Annotated in this window: 17 protein-coding genes and 1 pseudogene; 11 read left to right on the top strand and 7 right to left on the bottom strand. The window is 62.8% G+C overall.

Annotated elements, in window-relative coordinates:
- The first annotated feature begins 115 nt into the window (after nucleotides 1–115).
- The 9 genes and pseudogenes from AC097L_RS02765 to AC097L_RS02725 all read left to right on the top strand — a co-directional run bounded on the left by AC097L_RS02765 (nucleotide 116) and on the right by AC097L_RS02725 (nucleotide 8,230).
- Entirely contained in the window at nucleotides 116–1,063 is a 948-nt protein-coding gene (locus AC097L_RS02765) for an ABC transporter permease (RefSeq protein WP_479584581.1), read from the top strand.
- Nucleotides 1,064–1,095: 32 nt separating this feature from the next.
- Nucleotides 1,096–1,929 (top strand): ABC transporter permease, encoded by an 834-nt coding sequence (locus AC097L_RS02760; RefSeq protein WP_479584580.1) that lies wholly within the window; start codon nucleotides 1,096–1,098, stop codon nucleotides 1,927–1,929.
- A gap of 16 nt (nucleotides 1,930–1,945) precedes the next feature.
- Nucleotides 1,946–3,562 carry an ABC transporter ATP-binding protein gene (locus tag AC097L_RS02755; RefSeq protein ID WP_479584579.1) on the top strand — a complete coding sequence of 539 codons (1,617 nt, stop codon included), beginning with the start codon at nucleotides 1,946–1,948 and terminating at the stop codon, nucleotides 3,560–3,562.
- A gap of 63 nt (nucleotides 3,563–3,625) precedes the next feature.
- Entirely contained in the window at nucleotides 3,626–4,537 is a 912-nt protein-coding gene (locus AC097L_RS02750; protein WP_479584578.1) for a DMT family transporter, read from the top strand.
- A gap of 127 nt (nucleotides 4,538–4,664) precedes the next feature.
- A complete protein-coding gene (htpG, locus tag AC097L_RS02745) occupies nucleotides 4,665–6,644 on the top strand; it encodes a molecular chaperone HtpG (protein ID WP_479584577.1) in 1,980 nt (659 codons plus the stop codon).
- A 287-nt stretch (nucleotides 6,645–6,931) separates the two neighbouring features.
- Complete coding sequence (locus AC097L_RS02740) at nucleotides 6,932–7,162, top strand: addiction module protein (RefSeq protein ID WP_479584576.1); 231 nt, start codon at nucleotides 6,932–6,934, stop codon at nucleotides 7,160–7,162.
- Nucleotides 7,163–7,307: 145 nt separating this feature from the next.
- The gene (locus AC097L_RS02735) at nucleotides 7,308–7,466 is read left to right on the top strand and encodes a hypothetical protein (protein ID WP_479584575.1); all 159 of its coding nucleotides are present in this window, start codon (nucleotides 7,308–7,310) and stop codon (nucleotides 7,464–7,466) included.
- A gap of 190 nt (nucleotides 7,467–7,656) precedes the next feature.
- A pseudogene (locus tag AC097L_RS02730) lies at nucleotides 7,657–7,965 on the top strand (hypothetical protein); the annotation flags it as partial.
- A gap of 136 nt (nucleotides 7,966–8,101) precedes the next feature.
- Complete coding sequence (locus AC097L_RS02725; protein ID WP_479584574.1) at nucleotides 8,102–8,230, top strand: hypothetical protein; 129 nt, start codon at nucleotides 8,102–8,104, stop codon at nucleotides 8,228–8,230.
- 170 nt (nucleotides 8,231–8,400) lie between these two features.
- Here AC097L_RS02725 and ddpX read toward each other — a convergent pair whose 3' ends face one another.
- The 7 genes from ddpX to AC097L_RS02690 form a co-directional block, all read right to left on the bottom strand.
- Nucleotides 8,401–8,976: a D-alanyl-D-alanine dipeptidase gene (gene ddpX / locus AC097L_RS02720; RefSeq protein ID WP_479584573.1), complete on the bottom strand. Its 576-nt coding sequence runs from the start codon at nucleotides 8,974–8,976 to the stop codon at nucleotides 8,401–8,403.
- 16 nt (nucleotides 8,977–8,992) lie between these two features.
- Nucleotides 8,993–9,997, bottom strand: coding sequence for an oligopeptide/dipeptide ABC transporter ATP-binding protein (locus tag AC097L_RS02715; RefSeq protein ID WP_479584572.1), 1,005 nt, complete (start codon nucleotides 9,995–9,997; stop codon nucleotides 8,993–8,995).
- Complete coding sequence (locus AC097L_RS02710; protein WP_479584571.1) at nucleotides 9,994–11,016, bottom strand: ABC transporter ATP-binding protein; 1,023 nt, start codon at nucleotides 11,014–11,016, stop codon at nucleotides 9,994–9,996. The genes AC097L_RS02715 and AC097L_RS02710 overlap by 4 nt, the downstream gene beginning before the upstream one ends.
- Entirely contained in the window at nucleotides 11,016–11,900 is an 885-nt protein-coding gene (gene ddpC, locus AC097L_RS02705; RefSeq protein ID WP_479584570.1) for a D,D-dipeptide ABC transporter permease, read from the bottom strand. The genes AC097L_RS02710 and ddpC overlap by 1 nt, the downstream gene beginning before the upstream one ends.
- A 1-nt stretch (nucleotide 11,901) precedes the next feature.
- Nucleotides 11,902–12,918, bottom strand: a complete 1,017-nt coding sequence (locus AC097L_RS02700) for an ABC transporter permease (protein ID WP_479584569.1) — start codon at nucleotides 12,916–12,918, stop codon at nucleotides 11,902–11,904.
- A 68-nt stretch (nucleotides 12,919–12,986) separates the two neighbouring features.
- Nucleotides 12,987–14,552 carry an ABC transporter substrate-binding protein gene (locus tag AC097L_RS02695; protein WP_479584568.1) on the bottom strand — a complete coding sequence of 522 codons (1,566 nt, stop codon included), beginning with the start codon at nucleotides 14,550–14,552 and terminating at the stop codon, nucleotides 12,987–12,989.
- 41 nt (nucleotides 14,553–14,593) lie between these two features.
- Nucleotides 14,594–15,424 (bottom strand): MurR/RpiR family transcriptional regulator, encoded by an 831-nt coding sequence (locus AC097L_RS02690; protein ID WP_479584944.1) that lies wholly within the window; start codon nucleotides 15,422–15,424, stop codon nucleotides 14,594–14,596.
- Nucleotides 15,425–15,811: 387 nt separating this feature from the next.
- Here AC097L_RS02690 and AC097L_RS02685 point away from each other — a divergent pair, with 387 nt between their 5' ends.
- Together AC097L_RS02685 and AC097L_RS02680 are read left to right on the top strand one after the other, a co-directional pair.
- Nucleotides 15,812–16,873 carry a M14 family zinc carboxypeptidase gene (locus AC097L_RS02685; protein ID WP_479584567.1) on the top strand — a complete coding sequence of 354 codons (1,062 nt, stop codon included), beginning with the start codon at nucleotides 15,812–15,814 and terminating at the stop codon, nucleotides 16,871–16,873.
- Nucleotides 16,870–17,616 carry an alpha/beta fold hydrolase gene (locus AC097L_RS02680; protein WP_479584566.1) on the top strand — a complete coding sequence of 249 codons (747 nt, stop codon included), beginning with the start codon at nucleotides 16,870–16,872 and terminating at the stop codon, nucleotides 17,614–17,616. Before AC097L_RS02685 ends, AC097L_RS02680 begins: the two co-directional genes overlap by 4 nt.
- The last annotated feature ends 52 nt before the right edge of the window (nucleotides 17,617–17,668 follow it).

The following is a 17,668-nucleotide window of genomic DNA, read 5'->3' as shown; positions in this document are numbered from 1 at the left end:
GACCCTCAGCGCTCTCGTTCAACTGCTGTAAAGGATGGGCGGGGTGGGGTTTGGCTCCACTCCGCTTTTTTATGGTCAACCACTGTGTTGCCTTTTGGACCACTCGGAAATTGCTATGGCGAAATTGATATTGAACCGCTTATTTTTAGGCGTGCTGACACTGCTGGCCGTGTCGGTGTTGATCTTTGTGTGCACCGAAATTTTGCCGGGCGATGTGGCTTCGGCGGTGCTGGGCCAGGGCGCTACGCCCGAGGCGCTAGTCATCTTCCGCAAGGAACTGGGCTACGACATCCCTTCCTATCTGCGCTACTGGCACTGGCTGACCGGCGTGCTACATGGCGACCTGGGCATCGCGCTGACGAACAAGCGCGTGATCGTGGACGAAATTCTGCCGCGCCTGGGAAACACCATGTTTCTGGCCGGCTATGCGGCGATGATTGCGATTCCGGTGGCCGTCGGCCTGGGGGTGTATTCGGCCATCAACGAAGGCAAGATTTCCGACAAGCTGGCCAACATCGTGTCGCTGATTGCCATCTCGTTGCCTGAGTTTTTCATCGCCTACTTACTGATCATATTCCTGGGGGTGAATGTGGACTGGTTCCCGTCGCTGTCCACGGTATTCAAGGGCATGCCGTTCACCGAACGCGTCTACCAGACCACGCTGCCCGCCATCACCCTCACGCTCCTGGTAGCCGCGCACATGCTGCGCATGACGCGCAGCTCGGTGCTGTCGGTGATGTCCACGCCCTACATTGAAATGGCTTTTCTCAAAGGGGCCAAACGCGGGCGCGTCATCACCCGCCACGCCCTGCCCAACGCGGCTGCACCCATCATCACAGTGATCGCCCTGAACCTGGCCTACCTGGTGGTGGGGGTGGTGGTGATCGAAGCGGTGTTTGTCTACCCCGGCCTGGGCCAGTTGATGGTGGATGCTGTGTCTAAGCGCGACGTGCCGGTGATCCAGGCCTGCGGCCTGGTGTTTGCCATGGTGTTTGTGCTGCTCAACACCGTGGCCGACATTCTGGTCATTTTGGTCAATCCCCGCCTGCGCCATAAGCGCTAACCAACGCTCACAAGAACAAACCCGAGAACCCCATGAAACTCTTCGGACAAAAACCCACTCTGTCGGCCTGGTTTGGCCTGACCGTGGTGGCGCTCTTCATCTTCGTCGCTCTGTTCACGCCCTGGCTGGCCCCGTATGCCCAGTCGGCCAACATCGGCGAGACCTGGGCCGAGCCCTCCAAGACCATGTGGCTGGGCGGCGACCAGATCGGGCGCGACATGCTCACCCGCATTTTGTACGGCACCCGCATGACGATTGGCGTGGCCCTGGCCATTACCCTGCTGTCGTTCTTCATCGGCATCGTACTGGGCTTCGTCAGCGCCGTGGTGGGTGGCTGGGTAGATGTGTTTTTCAGCCGCCTGGTGGATGTGATGCTGTCCATACCGGGCCTGATCTTCGCGCTCATCGTGCTGGGCGTGTTTGGCTCCAGCATCCCGGTGCTGATTTTGACCATCGCCGTGCTGGACTCCACACGCGTGTTCCGCCTGGCGCGGGCGCTGGGCATGAATTTGTCGGTGATGGAATACGTGGAAGCTGCGCGCCTGCGAGGCGAGGGCCTGTGGTGGATCATCAGCCGCGAAATTTTGCCCAACGCCTGGGCACCCCTGGTGTCGGAGTTTGGCCTGCGCTTTTGCTTCAACTTTTTGTTCATCGCAGGGCTGTCGTTCCTGGGCCTGGGCATCCAGCCGCCATACGCCGACCTGGGCGGCATGGTGCGTGAAAACGCCGCCGCCATCAACTTCGGGATGATGGCCCCGATCTACCCCGCCGCCACCATTGCGCTGCTCACCGTGTCGGTGAACCTGGTGGTGGACTGGATGTTGTCCATGGATGCGCGCCCCTCGGGCGCACAGGCAGAACTTTAAGAAAGACGGTTTCACCATGGAAGAAAAGATCATTCTGCAAATCAAAGGGCTGCGCCTGGAGAGCCTGGCGGGCAGCGCCATCGTGGACAACGTAGACCTGAGCCTGCGCAAGGGTGAGGTGTTGGGCCTGATTGGCGAGAGCGGGGCCGGTAAATCCACCATCGGCTTGTCCAGCATGTGCTACGCCCGCGCCGGGGTGCACATCGCCGGGGGCGAAATCATTCTGGACGGTGTGAACATCCGCGCCCTCAACGCCGAAGGTCGGCGCAGTGTGCGCGGCAAACGCGTGGCCTACATCGCCCAGTCGGCCTCGGCAGCCTTCAACCCGGTCCACACACTGATGGACCAGGTCTGCGAAGCCCCGCTGCTGCACAAGCTGATGAACCGCACCGAGGCCGAGGCCTGGGCGCGCCAGCTCTTCAAATCGCTGGACCTACCCAACCCCGAAACCTTTGGCGCCCGCTACCCGCACCAGGCCTCTGGCGGGCAGTTGCAGCGCGCCATGGCGGCCATGGCCATGTCCTGCCGCCCCGACGTGCTGGTGTTGGACGAGCCCACCACAGCGCTCGACGTGACCACCCAGATCGAGGTGTTGATTCTGCTCAAGTCCTTGATCCATCAGTACAACACGGCGGCCCTCTACATCACCCACGACCTGGCCGTGGTAGCCCAGGTGGCCGACCGCATCAAGGTGCTGCGCCACGGCAAAGAGGTCGAAGAAGGCCAGACCCAGCAAATCCTCACCCAGGCCAAGCAAGACTACACCGCCCGGCTGGTGGCCGTGCGCGGTGCGGCGGCCAGCGAGCGTGCCAACGAGGCCACCGTCAAGCCCCAGACCGTGCTGTCCATCAAAGACTGCCAGGCGTATTACGGCGACTTCCATGTGGTCAAAGGCGTATCGCTGGATGTCAAAGGCGGCGAAACCGTGGCCGTGGTGGGCGAGTCCGGCTCGGGCAAATCCACCCTGGCGCGCATCGTCACCGGGCTGCTGCCGCCCAAAAGCGGCGAAATCATCTTCCAGGGCAAGGCCTTGCCGCGTGCTCTCAAGGCGCGCGACAAAGAGCTCAAGCGCCGCATCCAGCTGGTCTACCAGATCCCCGACGTGGCCATCAACCCCCGGCACAACCTGCTGGACATCGTCGGCCGCCCGGTGCAGTTTTACTTTGGCCTGGGACGCCAGGCCGTGCTGGAGCGCGCCAAGGAGCTGATGGCGCTGGTGGAGCTGCCGGTGGAGTTTTTGCAGCGCCGCCCCGGCCAGTTGTCGGGCGGGCAAAAGCAGCGCGTGTGCATTGCCCGCGCCCTGGCCGCCAAGCCTGAGCTGATCATCCTGGATGAACCCACCTCGGCGCTCGACCCGCTGGTGGCCGAGGAAATACTCAAGCTGCTGCGCAAGCTGCAGGCCGAGCTGGGGTTGTCTTACGTGCTGATCACCCACGACCTGGATGTCGTGCACCGCATCGCCCACCGCACGGCGGTGATGCTGCAAGGCCAGTTTGTGGCCTTCGACCAAACCGACAAGATCTTCCACAACCCCGCACATCCGTACACCCGCAAGCTAATCACTGCTGTGCCAGAAATGCGGGTGGATTGGCTGGACGGCGTGCTGGCCGAGAGAGCGGCAGTGGCGGCTTAATTCGCAGCCTGTAGTCCCCAAAGGGCCGGGCTGCCAAGCCCGGCTTTTTTTATCCGTTTTTTTATGCAAAACCACACCGCGCGCGGCATCTTATGTTTGTGCCTGGGCGTTCTCGTGTTCTCGCTGCAGGACGCGATCATCAAGCAGGTCAGCGGGGCCTATCCGCTCACCGAGGTGGTGGCCATCCGCTCGCTGGTGGGCGTGCCAGTGCTGTTCGCCCTGGTGCAGCGCGAAGTGGGATGGCGGGCTTTGTTCACGTCGCGCTGGAGCGTTTTAGCCCTGCGCGCGCTGATTTTGTTTGTTTCTTACACGGCCTACTACATGGCGTTTCCGGCGCTGCCGCTGGCCGATGCAGTGGCGCTGTATTTCACCGTGCCCTTGTTCGTCACCGCGCTGGCCGGGCCGTTTCTGGGCAAAAAGTCCAGTTGGAAAGTCTGGCTGGCGGTGGTGGTGGGCTTTGCCGGGGTGATGGTGATGCTGCAGCCCGGCAGCGGCTTGTTTGAACCTGCCGCGCTGCTGTCATTGCTGTCGGCGGCCATGTACGGCAGCTCCATGCTGATGGCGCGCAGGCTGGGTACCAGCCAGGCCGCATCGGTGATGTCGTTCCACCAGAATGCGTTTTTTCTGGTGGGTGCGCTGGCGACCGCCCTGGTCTTGCACCAGCTGGGCATTGTGCGGGCCGAGCACCCCAGCCTGTCGTTCCTGGTGCGTCCCTGGGTACAACCCACCCTGCTGGACGGCATGCTGATGGCGGTGTGCGGCGTGGTGGCCGCCGTGGGCACGCTGTTTCTCACCAGCGCCTACCGCATGGCCCGCGCCAGCATCGTCACGCCGTTCGAATACACCGGCATGCTGTGGGCCCCCACCTGGGGCTACCTGTTCTTCCACGAGGTGCCGCGCGCCACCACGGTGCTGGGCGGGGCTATCGTAGTCATCGCCGGGCTGGTGGCCTTGCGTGCGGCCCAACGCACCTGACGATCTACAAGCTCTGCAAACGACCAAAACGCTGCGGGTCTTGCAATATGGCGGCCCGGCCATAATTGAGGGTTGCCCGGCAATGCGACTTGCCGACACTTATTTTGAATTTTTCACACACACAAACATGACCAAGCAAACGCTTTCCTTCCAGGCCGAAGTGGCCCAACTGCTGCACCTCGTCACCCACGCGCTGTATTCCAACAAGGAAATCTTCATGCGCGAGCTGGTGTCCAACGCCTCCGACGCGTGCGACAAGCTGCGTTTTGAGGCCATTGCCAACCCCGGCCTGTATGAAGATGCGCCCAACCTCGAAGTCCGCGTGGCCTTCGACAAAGATGCCAAAACCCTGACCATCACCGACAACGGCATCGGCCTGACGCAACAGGAAGCCATCGACAACCTGGGCACCATCGCCAAGAGCGGCACCAAAGACTTCGTCAGCAAGATGTCGGGCGACCAAAAGGCCGACTCGCAATTGATCGGCCAGTTCGGCGTGGGCTTTTACTCCGGCTTCATCGTGGCCGACCGCATCACCGTCGAATCGCGCCGTGCCGGTACGCCTGCCAATGAGGGCGTGCGCTGGTCCAGCGATGGCGGTGCCAGCGGTGGCGGCGCGTTCGAAGTTGAAGGCATTACCCGCGAAAAGCGCGGCACCAGCGTCACCCTGCACCTGCGCGACGACGCACTCGACTACGCCTCCGCCTGGAAGCTCAAATCCATCATCGGCAAATACTCCGACCACATCAGCCTGCCCATCCTGATGGAAAAGGAAGAGTGGAAAGACGGCGACCTGATCGACCCCAATAACGAAGAAGGCGGCCGCCAGCCCGGTGGCATGGTCCACACCGGCGAATGGGAAACCGTCAACAAGGCCAGCGCCATCTGGGCCCGCGCCAAGAAAGACATCACCCAGGAGCAGTACGACGACTTCTACAAGCAGATCAGCCACGACTTCGAAGCTCCGCTGGCCCACACCCACAACCGCGTCGAGGGCAGCACCGAATACACCCAGCTGCTGTACGTGCCGGCCAAGGCCCCGCAAGACCTGTGGAACCGCGACAAAAAGGGCGGCCTGAAGCTGTATGTGAAGCGCGTCTTCATCATGGACGATGCCGAAGCCCTGCTGCCCAGCTACCTGCGCTTTGTGAAGGGCGTGGTCGATTCCGCCGACCTACCGCTGAACGTGAGCCGCGAGCTGCTGCAAGAAAGCCGCGACGTCAAAGCCATCCGCGAAGGCTGCACCAAGCGCGTCTTGGGCATGCTGGAAGATTTGGCCAAGCACAACGCTTTGCCGGTTGCCACTGACGATGTCACCGATGTCATCAGCGACGAAGACAAGGCCCTGGTCGGCAAGTACAGCCAGTTCTACGCCGAATTCGGCGCGGTGCTGAAAGAAGGCCTGGGCGAAGACTTCGCCAACCGCGACCGCCTGGCCAAGCTGCTGCGCTTTGCCAGCAACACCACCGACACCACCACCGTGTCGCTGGCGGAGTACAAGGCGCGCATGAAAGAAGGCCAGGAAGCCATCTACTACATCACCGCCGACAACGCCGCCGCCGCCAAGAACAGCCCGCAGCTCGAAGTCTTCAAGAAAAAGGGCATCGAAGTGCTCTTGATGACCGACCGCGTGGACGAGTGGGCGCTGAACTACCTGCAAGACTTCGACGGCACCCCCCTGCAGTCCGTCGCCAAGGGCGCGGTCGACCTAGGCAAGCTGCTCGACGAAGACGAAAAGAAAGCCGCCGAAGCCGCCGCCGAAACCTTCAAGCCCCTGCTGGCCAAGCTGAAAGAAGCACTGAAAGACAAGGCCGAAGACGTGCGCGTCACCACCCGCCTGGTCGACAGCCCCGCCTGCCTGGTGGTGCAAGACGACGGCATGAGCACCCAGCTCGCCCGCATGCTCAAGCAAGCCGGCCAGACCGCCCCTGAAGTCAAACCCGTGCTGGAAGTGAACGCTGAACATCCGCTGGTGAAGAAGCTCGAAGGCTCGGTGCACTTCAACGATCTGGCACACATCTTGTTTGACCAGGCACTGCTGGCGGAGGGTGGATTGCCTGCGGACCCTGCCGCCTACGTCAAACGCGTGAATGCGTTGCTGGTGTGAGTGGATTTAAGCGAAAAGTGCCTATAGCGCATGATCTGATTGCGCGAGTAGCTATTTAATTCGTAGCATTTGTGACAAACGGAAGCCCTGCGGTTGTGAGACTGGCGGGGCTTTTTTGTGGTCGGGTGCTTTGTACCAGCAGGAATGGAAAGTCAGTGATAGTTTGTCTGGCAACTAAGATATGGCTGCAAATGTTGCGATTAAAACGCCAAAAGGTAGCAACAGAAGTCGATGAACCGTATGTCTCAACGAATCACCCTATACGGACCCACAACCGGAGAACGGCCATGTCAGACCTCGTCACCACCCTATCCCAACAAGCCCAAACCCTGCACCCCGCAGACCGTGCACGCCTTGCGGAGATGCTGCTGGACTCCATTCACCAGGGCGCAAACGATGAAGTGGAATCCGCCTGGGATGCAGAAATCCTGCGCCGACTGGACGAAGTGGACCAAGGCACCGCCAAGCCCATTTCCGCAGAAGACGCTTTCGCCCAAGTACGTCGCGCCTTGCAGTAGACATGGAAGTCCGGTTTCATCCCCAAGCCCTCGCGGAATGAGAGGCGGGGGCGGTGTATTACGAGGCCAAGGTACCTGGGCTGGGCACACGTTTCGCGAACGAAGTGGAAGCGGCCATCCACATAGAGCAGCAGAGTTCCCGGAAATGGGCTCTCCTTTCAAGTTTGGCACCCGCCGGGTTTTCCCCAAAAAGTTTCCGTTTTCCATCGTCTACCGCCTGCGCAATGCGGAAATTGACGTACTGGCCGTGGTTCCCGATGCGCGCAAGCCTATCTATTGGCGTAATCGGCGCGTGGACGGCTGAATCCGCCATCCCCGGCGGCGACTGGCGCTAATTGTTACAGCCAGGGGCCGCACTTCCCTCCAAAATAGTTTTTTAGCCCATATAAGAGCCCGCCCATGAGCACCCCCACCACCGTCCGCTTCCACTGCGTCCTGCCCCCCGCCCAAACGGGTTGGCGGCAGTTCCCATTTTGTTGTGCTGGAGATTTCTGATGGAGCTTAAAACCGTGCTCAGGGTGGTTGGGGTGGCGGCCACATCCTTGCTGCTGTGCGCCTGCAGCACGGTCGGCGTGGGGGTGAGCGTGCCTATCTTTCCCGGTGCCAGCATCGGGGTGGGCGGTGGCTCGGGTGGCATGCACCTGGGCGTGGGGGCCGGAGTGGGGCCGGTGGGTGTGGGCGTAGGCGTGAACCAGCTCGGCCAGGTGAGCACCGGCGTGGGGGTGGGCACCAGCACCAACGTGGGTGGTGCGCAGGTCGGGGTGGGCGTGGGGACCAGCACCACGATTTACGACCCGCAGCAGGCACGGCCAGGCCGGTAGCCGTATTTGCTATTTATTACATAGCAATTAGTGCAGGCAATACCTGCGCTAGCGACCAATTAGATGCATAAATTTTCGCTGCTGCCAGCGCGCTCGCTGCAAGGCACACAGCTCCCAAATGCCCCAAACCAGACAGGCGGGCAGCGCCACCAGGCGCATGACCGACAGCACCACCGCCGCTTTGCGTAACAAGACCATAGTGGGCTCCTTTGACAAACTGAGCGCCCACCCTAAACCTGCCACGTGACAGCCGCGTGACCGTGGGCCATAGCCGCACAGCGCGCTGAGTGCCCGCTTGAATCCGTGGCCTGGTGCCAGTGCCCACCATCAACCCCGGTGGAATGCGGGCCCATCCACAGGGGTGCCGATAAGCCCATGTCCAAAAACCAAGAAATAGCTATTTTCGAAGTCTGGCTGTCAAGAATGCGCCACACCGGCAACGGTGAGGGGCATGAGCCCTAGCCCCTCCACTGCGTCATCCAGCGTAGGGTAGTCTTGCCAGTCTGGCAGGTTGTAGTGCCACCACTCCATCGGGTTGTGCACAAAGCCGCTGGCCGCCATGAGGCCTAGCAACAGTGCGCGGTGGCGTTGGGCTGTTACGGACACATCGGTTCGGCCATGGCCGGACTGCGCCGTCATGTCGTCGAAGGCGGTGCCCATGTCCAGCGGCACACCGGCGCTGTCGGCCAGCGTCAGGTCGATAGCCACGCCACGGCAGTGCATCGGGCCCAGACGTGGGTCGGCCACGAAATCCGGGTCGGGCAATATCTTCCACAGCAGCCATTGGGCCGCCACCGGACGGTAGGCATCGAACACGCGCAGCCGCAGGCCCTGCGCTGCGGCCAAGGTGGCGGCGCGCTGCAAGGCCTGCATCGCATGCGGATGCAGCAGGGCGACCGTGCGCTGGTATATGGGCTGCTTGGTCAGGTTGTCGGCGGTGGCATAGCGCAGGTCGATGTCGATAGCGGGATGTGCAATGGTTTCGAGAAGCATGGGTTCGGTAAGACGTTCAGACAGGTAAGGCTTCGATGGGTGCATGCGCGGCGCGGCCCGCGCCAATCGTCTCGGCCCGGTGGCATCTCAGCATGCGGCTGCCGTCGGCCAGGGGCCGCAGGGCTTGCGGCTGCTCGCAGCCACTGGCCGCATGGGCGCATCGGTCCCGGAAGTAGCAGCCCACAGGCAGGTTGCGGTTGGACGGGATTTCCGCATGGGCCGCCACCGCATCGGGCGCGGCATGGCCGATAACGGGCACCGAGGCCAGCAGCAGTTGGGTGTAAGGATGTGCGGGGCGGCCCAGCACGTCTTCGGACCGGCCGGTCTCGACAACCTGCCCCAGGTACATGACGGCGACCTCGTCGGCAATATGCCGCACCACCGACACGTCGTGCGAGATGAACACGTAGGTCAGGTTGCGCTCACGCTGCAGGTCCAGCAGCAGGTTGAGGATTTGCGCCTGCACCGACACGTCGAGTGCCGAGGTCGGCTCGTCCAGCACCACGATGGACGGATCGGCCGACAGCGCGCGGGCAATCGCGATGCGCTGGCGCTGGCCGCCTGAGAACTCGTGCGGATACCGGTCGATGTGTTCGGGACGCAAACCCACCTGCTCGGCGAGCCGCGCCGCCAACTGGCGCAGTTCGGCGCGTGCCACGGAGCGCCGCAGAAAGACCGGCTCGGTGATGATCTGCCAGACGCGAAGGCGCCCGTCCAGCGAGGAGGTCGGGTCCTGGAACACGATCTGCAACGGGTTGTGGGCATCGGTTTTTCCGGCCACCTGTACGCTGCCGGCCGTAGGGCGCACCAGCCCCGTCAGCACCTGCGCCAGCGTGCTTTTGCCGCAGCCGGATTCGCCGACGATGCACAGCGTCTGCCCGCGCGCCACCGCCAGATCGACACCATTGAGGGCGTGCGCATAGGCCTTGACGCGGCCCAGCCAGTCGCGGCCGACCGGGAAGCGCACCGCCAGGTCCCTGACCGACAGGACCGGCGAAGTGGATGGATTCGACGGGCTCATGCGGCTTGCTCCTGCGCGGTGTGAAGCCAGCAGGCGGCGCTTTTTGCATGCTGGCCGGGTGCTGGTTCCTGAACAAATGACAAAGGCGGTTTGACAGCGCACTGGGCAAACACCTTCGGACAGCGCGCCGCGAAACTGCAACCCGCAGGAGGGGCACGCAAGTCCGGCACGCCGCCTGCAATCGCTGGCAACCGTGTTTTGGGGGCTGCATGCTCCGGCAGCGCCTTGAGCAGGGCGGCAGTGTAGGGATGCGCGGGTGCGGACAATACCGAAGCCGTGCTGCCGCTCTCGATCACCCGGCCGGCATACATCACATAGGTGCGGTCGGTGTATTGCGAGATCACACCCATGTCGTGGGTGATGAGCAGCACGGCAGTGTTGGATCGGCGCGCACGCTGGCGCAGCAGCGTCAACACCTGTTGCTGCACCGTGACATCCAGCGCGGTGGTGGGCTCGTCCGCAATGATGAGGGCCGGGTCGCCCGAAAAAGCCAGGGCGATCAGCACGCGCTGGCGCATGCCGCCCGACAGTTCGAACGGGTAGCGCTGCAGAATTTCGGCCGGATCGGCAACCCGCATGTCGGCCAGCAATTGCTGCGCATGCGCCAGGGCCTTAGCCCGGTCCAATGGCTGGTGGCGGCGTATCACTTCGGTCATTTGGTCACCGATGCGGCGCGTGGGGTTGAGCGCCGTCAGCGGCTCCTGGAACACCATGGCGACGCGGCCGCCGCGCAGCTTTTGCAGCGTGGCATCGGAGGCGGTCAGCACGTCGTGGCCGAGCAGCGAAATGCCGCCTTTGGTCACGCGGTAAGTGCCTTTGGGCAGCAACTGCATAGACAGCATGGCGGTCACCGACTTGCCGCAGCCGGACTCGCCCACCACGCCGACGATCTCGCCCGCGGCCACCTGCAGCTGCACACCGTCCAGCGCCCGAACGGCACCCTGGTACACCGGGAATTCCACCGTCAGATCGCGGATGTCCAGCACCGGTTCTGCGGAAATTTGGTGGTTCGCGTTCATTAACGGCCTTTCTGTTTGGGGTCGAGCATGTCGCGCAGACCGTCACCGAAAAAATTGAATCCCACGGCGGTGAACAGGATGGCCATGCCGGGAAAAGCCGAATACCACCACTGCTCCAGCACGTAGTTGCGCCCGACGGCGATCATGGCGCCCCACTCGGCCGCCGGCGGCTGTGCGCCCAGGCCGATGAAGCTCAATGCGGCGGCCATCAGGATCGCCGAGCCCAGGTCCAGGCTGGCCTGTACGCTGATCGGCGGCATCGCGTTCATCGCCACGTGCCAGCGCAGAATCTGCCAGGGTGTGGCACCGAAGGTGCGCGCCGCCTTGACGTAGCCGGTCTCGCGGATCGTCAGGGTTTGGCCGCGGGCCAGCCGCACATAGGCCGGAATCCGCACCAAGGCAATCGCCAGCATGGCATTCCACAGGCTGGGGCCGAGGGCCGCGGCCAGGGCCATGGTCAGCACCAGCGAAGGCACCGACAGCACCACGTCCATCAGCCGCATGATCGCGGTGTCGGTCTTGCCCCCGATCACGCCCGACAAGCCCCCGAGGATGGTGCCCAGCGAGGCGGACACCAGCACCACGAAGAAGCCGATCCCGACCGAGATACGGCCGCCGTGCAGGATGCGGGTAAAGATGTCACGGCCCACTTCGTCGGTGCCGAACCAGTGTGCAGCCGAGGGTGCGGCCAGCCGGGCGCGCAAGTTGATGTGGTTAGGATCGGTGGACAGCAGCAGCGGCCCCACCAGCACCGCGAGCAGCACCAGCGTGATCATCAGCAGGCCCACCACCGTCATCGGGCTGCGCCGCAGGCGGTAGGCCGCATAGCGCCAGTTCACCGTGCGCCGTGGGCGCGCCACGGGTTCTATCGTCAGAGCAACCATGTCAGCCCACCTCCGTGATGCGCGGGTCCAGCGCCAGATACACAAGGTCGACGGCCAGGTTCACCAGCACATAGGCGAACGAGACGACGACGGTAAAACCCATGACGGCCGGAAAATCCAGCGCCTGGATGGAGGCCACCACATAAGACCCCATGCCCGGCCAGGCGAACACGGTTTCGGTCAGCACCGCGCCGTAGAGCAGGTCGCCAAAGGCCAGGCCCAGTACCGTGACCGAAGGCATCAGCGCATTGGGCAAGGCATGCCGCAGCACCACGGCGGCGGCGGACAAGCCCCCCGCGCGGGCTGTGCGCACATAGTCTTCCTGCAGCTGCTCCAACATCGCGGAGCGGATCTGGCGCGCGGCGATGCCGACGTGCACGAAGCCCAGCGTGAGCGCAGGCAGCAGCAGGTGCTTGATCGCACTCCAAAACGCCTCGCCGTCGCCCGCCAGCAGCGAATCGACGAGGTAAAAGCCTGTGACATCGCGTGGAACGGCACTGCCCAGGTCCATCCGCCCTCCACCTGGCAACCAGCCAAGCTGGCCGTAAAAGAGGTAGATCAGCATCAGCGCCAGCCAGAAGGCCGGTGTGGACACGCCCGACACGGAGATGGTGCGCACCAGGTGGTCAACGGGACGGTCGCGCCACACGGCCGAGACTACGCCCAACGGCACACCGATAGCTATCGACAACAGCAGCGCCACGATCACCAGCTCCAGCGTCGCGGGAAAAAACGCGGCGATGTCCTCGGCCACGGGACGGCCGGTACGGATCGACGTACCCAGGTCGCCATGCGCCAGGTTGACCATGTAGATGCGGTACTGGTCCCATAACGGGCGGTCCAGCCCCAGGCTCTGGCGGATGCCGGCCACCATGGCCTCCGACGCGCGGTCGCCGGCCAGCAGCCGGGCCGGGTCGCCCGGAATCATGTGCGAAATCGCAAACGTGATGACGGACACGCCAAAGACGACCAGCACCAGGAATCCCAGGCGTCGGCGAAGAACAGTCAGAAAAATCATGGGGAGCTTTTTTTGGAGTGGACGCCGGCCTCAGCCCGGTGGCTGCATGGCCGACGCCGGTCTGCGCACTATTCCGACTTCGACATCGTGTGGACGTTGTAGATCTGCTCCAGCATCGGGTTGAACACCAGGCCCTTGACGCTGCTGCGTGTGGCGATCTGGGTGTTTTTCTGGAACAGGTAAACGTAAGCTGAATCGCCGACCACGATTTTTTGCGCCTCCTGGTACAGCTTGGTGCGCTCCGGCAAAGCCGTCGCATTGGCCGCGCTGGACAGCAAGGCATCAACTTTCGGGTTGGAGTAGAACGAGCGGTTTCCAGCAGCCCCTTGTTTGTCGGTCTCGAACCAGTAATTCATGAACATGTAGGGGTCGGCAAAATCGGGACTCCAGTTGCCGATGGCGATGTCGAAGTCGCCCTTGCCGACGCGTTCGCGAAAGGTCGCATTGGCAATGCTTTCCAGGTTGACCTTGATGCCCACGTCGCCAAGGTTTGCCTGCGTGGCCAGGGCGATCGGGTTCCACGAGGGGTCTTTGTCCGACAGCAGGAAGGTCAGCTTCGCATCTCGCAAGCCGGCCTTGGCCAGCAGAGCTTTGGCCTCGGCCGGTGCAAAGGCCGCTGGCTTGGCCGTGGCATCGTGCCCCCACATGCCTTCTGGAATCGGGCCGTTCATCGCCTTGGCTTTGCCCGACAGGATGCCGTCGATGATGGATGGCACGTCGACGGCCGCGACGATGGCGCGGCGCACTTCCGGCTTGTCCAACGGCGCTTTCTTGTTGTTCAGGTACAAGTAGGTGACGCGCAGGCTTGGGTAGTCGCCGACCACCACGCCCTGGCGCCCGGCCTGCGCCTTGAGGCCTTCAAGTTGGTCGGGAGGCAGGTCTTCGGCAATGTCGATATCGCCACCCTGGAGCTGCAGGCGGCGTGCCGAGGCTTCGGGCACGAACTTGATGATCACCTTGTTGAACGCAGGTGCATCGCCATTCAGGTGCACGCTTTTGTCCATCACGATGGCCTGGCCTTTTAGCCAACTGGTGAGTTGGAACGCGCCGCTACCCATGGTGTGGCTGGCCAGCCAGCCCTGCGCTTTGTCGCCGTTCTGCTCGTATTGCATCACCTTCGGGTTCACTACGGATGCGCCATCGATGGCGAGGATGGACAGGAAAGGCGCAAAGCTGTTTTTAAGCTTGAAGCGCACGGTAGATGCGTCGACCGCGCTCACCTGGGTGTCGGCGGGGAAGGGTTCGGAGGGGCCTTTTTTCAGAGCCAATAAACGCTCAAACGAGAACTTCACGGCATTCGCGTCCACCGGGGAGCCGTCGGCGAATTTGGCACCAGGCTTGAGCTTGAAGTCCCAGGTCATGCCATCCGGCGAAGTGGTCCAGCTTTGGGCCAGGTCGCCCTCCAGCACACTGGAGCCTTTGCCGCCGTCCACCTTGTAGCGCACCAGCCGTTGGTAGGCCGGATAGGTGACGGTCCAGTCGTTGTTGTCCATCGTGACGGCCGGGTCGAGATTTTGTGGGTCAGCCGATTTGCCGATCACCAGCACATCTTTGGCGGTTTTTGCGAGAACACAGCTAGCGCCCAGTGCAGCGGCAACGGCTACGGCGGACATCATCCATAACTTAACTTTCACGGTGGCTTCCTTCTTGAGGTGGTTGGGAGAGGTGTAGGGAATTAGGTTTGGAACTGACCAAACAGCTCCTGCGCTTCAGACAGAAGTTCGAGTTGTCGGCGCACGGGCTCGCCAAGTTCGTCAATGACGTCTTGCACCAGCATGTGCATGCAGAAATGGAGCGCCATCGTGGGCCGAAAGAAAAAGCCGGATTCGGACGGCAGGGTGACCACAAAGGGCGTGATGTCGGCCGCCCAGTTGCAATGCTCATCGCAAAAAATAACCACATTGGCACCCTGGTCGCGCGCCACTTTCGCCAGTACCGGGCCGTTGCGCCCATAGCGAAAGGTGTCGATGATGACCAGCGTGCGCCGTGCCGAGGTATCCGCAAAGAACGACGCATACACGCCGTCCGCGCCATCCAGTTCATGCACGTTGGCACGTATGTAGTTGAGTCGGCTCACCAGCCCATTGGCCAGGTAGCTCATGGTCTGAAAGCCAGCGGCGAACACGCTGTCCGAATGCGCTATCAGTTCCACAATCTTTGACCACATGGGCGTGGCCCGGTATTCGGAGGCTTGCCGAATCGATGCCACGGCACCCTTCACATCGCCATCCCTGTCCAGCTGCGTGCGGTGCCGCTGAAACTGGTCAAACCTGCTGCCAATGGCGCTGGGCACCTGGCTAGAAAAACGCCGCTTGGCCTCTTTTTTTACGGCAGCTGCGCTGTCAAAACCCAGTTTTTTGAAGAACCGGGTGACCGTCATCGGGCTCACAAATGCCCGCTTGGCGATAGTGTTCGAGGTGTCGACAAGAATCGCATCCGGGTTTGAGCGCAAATACACCGCCACCCGCTGTTCGAGTTTGGTCATACCCGATAGCCGCTCGTTCATGATGGTTTGGAAGTCTTTAGCCACTTTAATCAAGGTGTAATGCGCGTCTTGCTGGGAAATGCCGATGGATGTATTCGATGTGATATGTCCATGCCCGTCCATAACAAAAATCGCCCCATGAAGGGGCAAATGGCACGTCGCGGCACGCACCAGAAAGTCACAGTTTTACGGGGGCATTCGCAATGCGAAAGTTATTCCCGCACTGTTATGGAGAACACCAATATCTGATATTTTTGTACCAGTCAATACCAAAAGGTATGGAAATATCAGAATATTGGAACTCTTTAAACCAAGTACAAACCCGCACTAAACCCGCCACGTGACAGCCGCGTGACCGTGTGCAATAGCCGCACAGCGCGCCAGATTAGCCACCGCAGCGCCGCCCGCATGGCTATCCTCGCTATCGTGCCTCATCCCTCCCCCTTTGAACTGCCCGAGCTGGACGCGCTGGAGCGCACCATCGCCCTGGGCGGCAGCCACCTGCAGGCGCGCACCGTGTGCAGCGTGGACCTGCCCGGCGGCGGCCGCTACCCGGTACTGTGCATCACCCTGGGCAACCCTTCGCTGGACGTGCCCGCCGTGGGCTACTTTGGTGGCGTGCACGGGCTGGAGCGCATCGGCGCGGGCGTCGTGATCGCCTACCTGCACAGCCTGGTGGAGCGGCTGGCCTGGGACAGTGCGCTGCACCGCCAGCTCGAATCCGTGCGCCTGGTGTTCATGCCCATCGTCAACCCCGGCGGCATGGCGCTGGGCACGCGGGCCAATCCGCAGGGGGTGGATTTGATGCGCAACGCCCCGGTGGATGCGTGCGAGCCGGTACCGTTCATGGTCGGCGGGCAGCGGCTGAGCGCGCGGCTGCCGTGGTACCGCGGCACGTTTGGCGCGGCCATGGAGGCCGAAAACCAGGCCGTATGCGCGGTGGTGCAGGCCGAGTTGCTGTCGCGCACCTTCAGCCTGTCGGTGGACTGCCATTCAGGCTTTGGCAGCAGCGACCGGCTGTGGTTTCCCTACGCCCACACCCGCACGCCGATTACCCACCTTGCCGAGATGCACGCGCTGAAAAACATCTTCACCGCCTCGCACAGCCACTACCGCTACATCTTTGAGCCACAAAGCCTGCAGTATCTGGCGCACGGCGACCTGTGGGACCACCTGTACCGGCAGGCCAGCAATGCGCCCGGACAGCCCGGGCGGATTTTTTTGCCGCTGACGTTGGAGATGGGCTCATGGCTGTGGGTGAAGAAGAACCCGCGCCAGCTGTTCTCACGCCACGGCATCTTCAACCCGCTGATCGCCCACCGCCAGCAACGCGTGCTGCGCCAGCACCAGTCGCTGCTGGACTTTCTGGCCCGGGCAGCCCACGGGCACCGGCTGTGGCTACCGGACGTGGAAGCACGCATCTACCACCACGCGCAGGCCCAGCACGACTGGTACGGGAGCCGCCCTTGACCACCCAAGGCACCTGGATTCTGCTGCGCGGCCTGACCCGCGAAAGCGGCCACTGGGGTGCGTTCGCAGACCAGTTTGCGCAGGCCCGGCCCGGCTGCGAGGTGGTGGCACTGGACCTGCCCGGCAACGGCAGTCTGTGTGGCCAAGCCAGCCCTGCACGGGTACCCGACATGGTGGCCCACTGCCGCGCCGAGCTGGTCCGCCGCCAGATCACCGGGCCGGTGTATCTGCTAGCGATGTCGCTGGGCGCGATGGTGGCAGTGGCTTGGTCGGCGGAGCACCCGCACGAGGTAGCGGCGCAGGTGCTCATCAACACCAGTCTGCGCCCGTTCAGCCCGTTCTACCAACGGCTGCGGCCCCAAAACTACGGCCTGCTGCTAAAACTGGCACTGTTCGGCGCAAGCCCCGAGAACTGGGAGCGCAACATCTTGCGCATCACCAGCAATGGCGGGCAGGATGCCGTGCTGCCGCAGTGGCTGGCCCTGCGCGCACAGCATCCCGTCACCCGCGCCAACGCCCTGCGCCAGCTGCTGGCCGCCGCCCGCTACCGCGCCTCCCACACCTTGGCAACCCCCACCCTGCTGCTGGCCAGCGCGCAAGACCAGTTGGTGTCGGTCGCCTGCTCGCAAGCCCTGGCCCGGCAGTGGCAGTGTGGTCTGCAGCTACATCCCACGGCCGGACACGACCTGCCGCTGGACGATCGCGACTGGGTTGCGCAACAAATCTTTGGCTGGTTAAAGTAGGCGCAAGCGCTTATTCACGGAGCGTGATGCAGCACCGCCTGGGCGGGTAGGG

The organism is Rhodoferax sp. RT5P35, assembly GCF_056521385.1.
This window is presented reverse-complemented; position numbering and strand designations above follow the sequence as displayed.